Origin of the sequence: Paracoccus rhizosphaerae, assembly GCF_026162645.1 — a bacterium.
In the GTDB taxonomy this organism is placed as follows: Bacteria; Pseudomonadota; Alphaproteobacteria; order Rhodobacterales; family Rhodobacteraceae; genus Paracoccus; species Paracoccus rhizosphaerae.
Genome location: NZ_JAOTBE010000121.1, coordinates 1 through 4,592, shown reverse-complemented (window position 1 = coordinate 4,592; position 4,592 = coordinate 1). Strand labels below are relative to the sequence as shown.

Genomic DNA, 4,592 nt, shown 5'->3' with positions numbered 1-4,592 from the left:
GCAGCTGTTCTTGCCCAGGTCGATGCCAACGATCACAATGCTCATGATCCGCTCCTTCCTCCATTGAACACCGACATCCTACACGGAGATCGGCGGGAGGGGCGGGCCATCCATAAAGGGGATCGTCCGCGGGCGATCGGACGCACGAAAGGCGGCCTGAACTCCAAGCTGCACATGCTCAGCGACGGCAAGGGCCGGCCGCTGAACTTCTTCCTCTCCCCAGGTCAGATGGCCGACAGTCGGGGCGCACTTGTGCTGTTGCGCCATCTGCCGCCAGCCAAGCGCTTTCTGGGTGACAAGGCGTATGATGCCGATTGGCTGCGCGATGGCCTCAGGGACCGTGGCATCTGCCCCTGCATCCCGCCCCGCAAGAAGCGCAGGAAACCGGCCAGCTACAACAAGCGCCTCTACCGGAAGCGATACCGCATCGAGAATGCCTTCGGTCGACTGAAGGATTGGCGCGGCATCGCCACCCGTTACGAACGTTGCGGAGACATCTTCCTCAACGCCATCATCCTCGCAACCATCGTCATATTCTGGATCTGATGTTTATGGGGACAGACCCTATGCCTTCGTCTTCACCTGGGGATACGATAGTCTGTTCCCACCGCAAGGAACGGAAAGGACGGCCTGATGGTGGATGATGAAACCGGCGGAGGCGCCGCCCCCTGTTTCGCTCATCTCCTCGTCGACGGTCATAACGTTGATCCCGGCACGGCACGGGATGTGGCGCGGTTCAGACGCGCTGAACGGGCGCGGCTGGTTGCAGCCCGCGCCCTGGCTTCGCAGGATCGGGAGAAAGCGACCCACGCCCTGATCGAAGGGCTGGGCCAGATCATCGCGTCCCGGGCCGGGATGAGCATTGCCGCCTACTGGCCCATCAGGGGCGAGCCGGATCTCCGCCCCTGGATGAGTACCGCACATGCAGCTGGCGCCAGGGTCCTGCTTCCAGTGGTCGTTGAGAAGCTGGCGCCGCTGAATTTCCACGCCTGGTGGCCAGACTGCCGAATGTCCTGCGGGGTCTGGAACATCCCGGTGCCGATCGAAGGGGAAGCGGGTGTGCCGGACGTCGTCATCGCTCCCCTCGTTGGCGTCGACAAGGCCCTCTACCGTCTCGGGAATGGCGGCGGATACTATGACCGCACATTGGCGAGGATGGATCCTCGGCCGCGGATCATCGGCGTCGGGTTCGCCGGCTGTCTTCTGCCCACCATCTACCCGATGCCCTGGGATGTGCCGATGAGCGAAGTGCTCCTGTCGGATGGGACGTACCTGGAGCGCTGAGTCCCTCGGCGGCTCGAACTTCACGAAGCACGAAGGACAACAGCGTGAGCGAGGCACCGATCACATGGCAAATGCACAAGAAGAACGACTCCACCATCTTGGCATGCTTGCAGTGGGCGCTATAGACACCGGGGCGGCCTTGCCCAGTGCCGAACCGGCAGACTGTTTGCGTCAGTCTGCGTCCACGTCTCGAGAAAACAGGACGTCGTTCTCGAGGCGCATATGCTCTTCAAGATCGGCGACAAACTCAGCGAGGCCGGAGTAGAGCGTCTCCCACGGTTCGCATGCTCCTTGAGGAAGCGTCAGGTCATTGGTGATGCGGCATATTTCGGCGGCATTGCGCTTCAGGTCCTGGTTGGCGGCGCGCAGCTTCGCTATCTCATTCTCGAGCTGCAGATCACCGGCCCGCCGTATCGCCGGAAACAGGATCAACTCCTCCTTTTTCATTTGAACCTCCAGGTCTTCCGTCATCCGCCTCAGGATGCCAAAGAGGCCTTCAGGAACACCGGCATCGCCTACATGCAGATCCTCGATCATGTCGGCCAGCCGGAGGAGAGGCGACAATTGCCGCCGGTGACGCGCATGAAACTGCGTCTCGATGTGGCGGGTCAACCCGCTGGCGTTACTTCCAGAAAGAGCATCAGACATTGCAGCTCGTCCTTTCGTCACCTGAGGTTCGGAGCGGTATCGGATGCTGATTGCGCCCCCTCAACCGCCATGTTGAGCGACCGCGCGATGCGTTCGGCCCGTTCGATAACGTGGGCGGCTCCTGCCGGGGAACAGGTCTCGATCGCAGTCTCCCGGAACAGCGTGAGCCAGCGTTCGAAGTGGCTCCACGTCACTGGCAGACTCACATGCTTCGGCACCGGCGCGCCATGATACCGGCCCGTCATCAAGGCGACGGAGGACCAGAAGGCGACCATCCGTTCCAGATGTGGCTCCCAGTCCACGATACGCTCGGCAAAGATCGGTCCGAGCACAGCGTCGGCGCGAACCTTGATGTAAAAGCGGTGCACCAACTCGGTCAGCCAACATTCGTCGAGCCCTGTCTGCGCCATCAGATCAGCGGTGATTGCAGGACGCATCGACTGCAACGAACCTAGTTGTGCGACAGCATTGCTCATGGGCACCTCGACAAGCCGGTGTTGCCAGTCAATCTAATGGGTAAAAGATGCATTGTAAATGCGTGTTTTGAATCCGGCGCCCCGCATGCGTTTCCGGACCTCCCTGCCAAGGGAGATCTGCCAGTGCCGTCAGATACGGATGGTGCAGCTGCTCGACCGCTAATCAGTCGCGACCTGTGAAGAGCGACGTCACCGAGGTTGCCGGGACTTCCACCTTCCAGCCGGCGGAGCAGCTGCTCGAACAAGTGCATTTGCTCCTTGAGCATACAGTCCTCCGGTTCGACTGGATGTTCGCGAGCATGCACGGCTCAGCGCCGGCGAGGCGGCGATCCTGACCACCGGCATCGACAGCAGCACGAAAAGCGAGTTCGGCGGCCGCCGATCTTGTGAGTTGCCTGGCTCAGATCATACCGGCTTCTGGGCTGGGTAGACGACCTTACCGCCGGGCGTACCTTCCGCGCCTGGCGTTGGCTTGGCAACCTGCTCGCGGCCGTTTCCCATCAGATGCACCACTTCGTGCCCAGCGAGTACCAGGTAATCGGTGATTATGCGGCGGTGACATCGCCACCAGACTGCCTCAGAGCACATCATCGCCAACCGTCGCGATTGTCCCAGCTCGACCAGCTCGTCGAGCGCCAGTTGAAATTCGGGAGAAAGCGCATGGTCGGCGTAGTTGTGGAAGCTCCGGTTGCGCCACTGGGCATTGAGTTCGTCAGGGATTTCTGGCTGAACCTTTCGCCGGCCTCCCAAGGATGGCATGTGGTGGTAGGCGATCTGGTACTCCGCCAGCCGCTCTGGCAGCGTCTCAATGTTGTACTCAGGGTTGCTGCGCGACCGGGGGAAGCTGCGGACATCCACCACCAAGCCCACATCTGCCGCGCGGAGAATGCCGGCAAACTCGTCGAGGGTCCGGTTCGAATGGCCAATCGTGCAGAAGGGCGGCCTCACCTCAGTGATAGCCCACGCACATGACATAGTCGCGCAAGAGCTCCTCCTCCTGCTCGGTTTCCTCCAGCAGCACCTGCATTACTGCGCCCGCGTTGAGCATACCGATCGGTCGTCCATCGGCGTCTGCGACGGGTACGTGCTTCAGGCTACGCTCCTTCATCATATTCCAGGCCTCGCGGATCGTCGCATCGGACCGGCAGTAGACGATCTCCCGGGTCATGGCGGAGGCGACGGGACGAGTGCAATCTGCGCCCGCGCATTGCCTGATCCTGTTCACCACATCGGTCTTGCTCACGACGCCTTGCATGGCTCCATCACGATTGCAGACGATCACGAGGTTCGTGTCCGGATCGCTGAGCCGCTCGGCTGCGTCGACGAGTGCGGCGTCCTCCTTTAATGTTACGGCCATTCGCATGATCTTCTGAACATACATCGGCTTCTTTTCCTTTCAGGCGTCGAACAGGATGGTGAGGAGCAGCGAGGCATCCCGGACGCCCTCGACCGAATGCGGTTCCCCGCCCTCCAGATAGAGCCATTCTCCCTCGTCCAGTTCAGCCGGACCAGCCGCAAGCCCAATCCTGACACGCCCCTCGATGCAGTGAAGCATGATCCGTCCCGGCACCTGGTGCGCCGGTATCTCAGAGCCCGCGGGAACGATGAGGCGCACCGCCTCGAAGGATGGTGTGCGGACGATCGCGCTGGTTCTGGCGTTTGCCAAGCCATTCCCAAGGGGCCCGAGGTCGACCACCTCACCCGGTTTCGCGTGTTTGAGAGCCATCCCTTTCTCCTTCTTCTGTCCTGCGACAGGGGACGCAGGGCGAGCTTCGGACGAACCGACGCCTGCGCCCCAGGCAAAAGCCAACGAAGCAGACACGAACCGGTTGCGTTAATTACGATGCCGCCATTGCTCCTCTCAGCTGCACCCGTGTCATTGTTGCAACCTTGCCGTCGCGCCCGCAGGTCAACCGCACTCGCCAAAAAGGCGACTGGAAGGTCAGTCGGAACTTGCCGTCATCCTCTCCTTCGCCGCGCTCCATGGTGGTCCTGATCTTTCCCGACCGCATGAGGTTCTGGAAGTCGGGCACGTCCAGTTCCAGCAGGGGCGCGATCTCGGCCGCGTCCACGACCGGCTGCCCGTCTCGGAACTCGATCTTCATGGCCGCGCCCTGACGTTCCATCCCCTTCCCCCCTTCACGCGGCCAGTTGTTCGTCGGCGGGGCCGAAGAACTCGAAGTG

General features: G+C 61.6%; 8 protein-coding genes. 2 read left to right on the top strand and 6 right to left on the bottom strand.

Translation table 11 applies throughout. The features are described 5' to 3' along the window. A partial coding sequence (locus OC184_RS19525; protein ID WP_265508839.1) for an IS5 family transposase occupies positions 1 to 546 on the top strand: 546 nt, incomplete at its 5' end. 87 nt (positions 547 to 633) lie between these two features. Continuing rightward, on the top strand, positions 634 to 1,284 hold the full coding sequence (locus tag OC184_RS19520; RefSeq protein WP_265508837.1) for a 5-formyltetrahydrofolate cyclo-ligase: 651 nt from the start codon (positions 634 to 636) through the stop codon (positions 1,282 to 1,284). A gap of 171 nt (positions 1,285 to 1,455) precedes the next feature. On the opposite strand, the gene OC184_RS19515 is transcribed toward OC184_RS19520, so the two are convergent. From OC184_RS19515 to OC184_RS19490, 6 genes are all read right to left on the bottom strand, one after another. After that, a complete protein-coding gene (locus tag OC184_RS19515) occupies positions 1,456 to 1,932 on the bottom strand; it encodes a hemerythrin domain-containing protein (RefSeq protein ID WP_265508835.1) in 477 nt (158 codons plus the stop codon). 17 nt (positions 1,933 to 1,949) lie between these two features. Continuing rightward, entirely contained in the window at positions 1,950 to 2,408 is a 459-nt protein-coding gene (locus OC184_RS19510) for a group III truncated hemoglobin (RefSeq protein WP_265508833.1), read from the bottom strand. 405 nt (positions 2,409 to 2,813) lie between these two features. Beyond that, entirely contained in the window at positions 2,814 to 3,356 is a 543-nt protein-coding gene (locus OC184_RS19505) for a DUF488 domain-containing protein (RefSeq protein ID WP_265508831.1), read from the bottom strand. A gap of 1 nt (position 3,357) precedes the next feature. Next, the gene (locus tag OC184_RS19500) at positions 3,358 to 3,789 is read right to left on the bottom strand and encodes a CBS domain-containing protein (RefSeq protein WP_265508829.1); all 432 of its coding nucleotides are present in this window, start codon (positions 3,787 to 3,789) and stop codon (positions 3,358 to 3,360) included. Positions 3,790 to 3,804: 15 nt separating this feature from the next. Continuing rightward, on the bottom strand, positions 3,805 to 4,134 hold the full coding sequence (locus tag OC184_RS19495; protein ID WP_265508827.1) for a cupin domain-containing protein: 330 nt from the start codon (positions 4,132 to 4,134) through the stop codon (positions 3,805 to 3,807). Between the two features lie 112 nt (positions 4,135 to 4,246). Next, positions 4,247 to 4,592, bottom strand: a 346-nt coding sequence (locus OC184_RS19490; protein WP_265508825.1) for a DUF6522 family protein, incomplete at its 5' end; no start/stop codon positions are given.

Bases quoted from the DNA above. Each gene is read 5' to 3' on its own strand.
- OC184_RS19515 (WP_265508835.1), bottom strand. From the start codon at position 1,932: ATGTCTGATGCTCTTTCTGGAAGTAACGCCAGCGGGTTGACCCGCCAC.
- OC184_RS19500 (WP_265508829.1), bottom strand. From the start codon at position 3,789: ATGTATGTTCAGAAGATCATGCGAATGGCCGTAACATTAAAGGAGGAC.
- OC184_RS19495 (WP_265508827.1), bottom strand. From the start codon at position 4,134: ATGGCTCTCAAACACGCGAAACCGGGTGAGGTGGTCGACCTCGGGCCC.
- OC184_RS19510 (WP_265508833.1), bottom strand. From the start codon at position 2,408: ATGAGCAATGCTGTCGCACAACTAGGTTCGTTGCAGTCGATGCGTCCT.
- OC184_RS19520 (WP_265508837.1), top strand. From the start codon at position 634: ATGGTGGATGATGAAACCGGCGGAGGCGCCGCCCCCTGTTTCGCTCAT.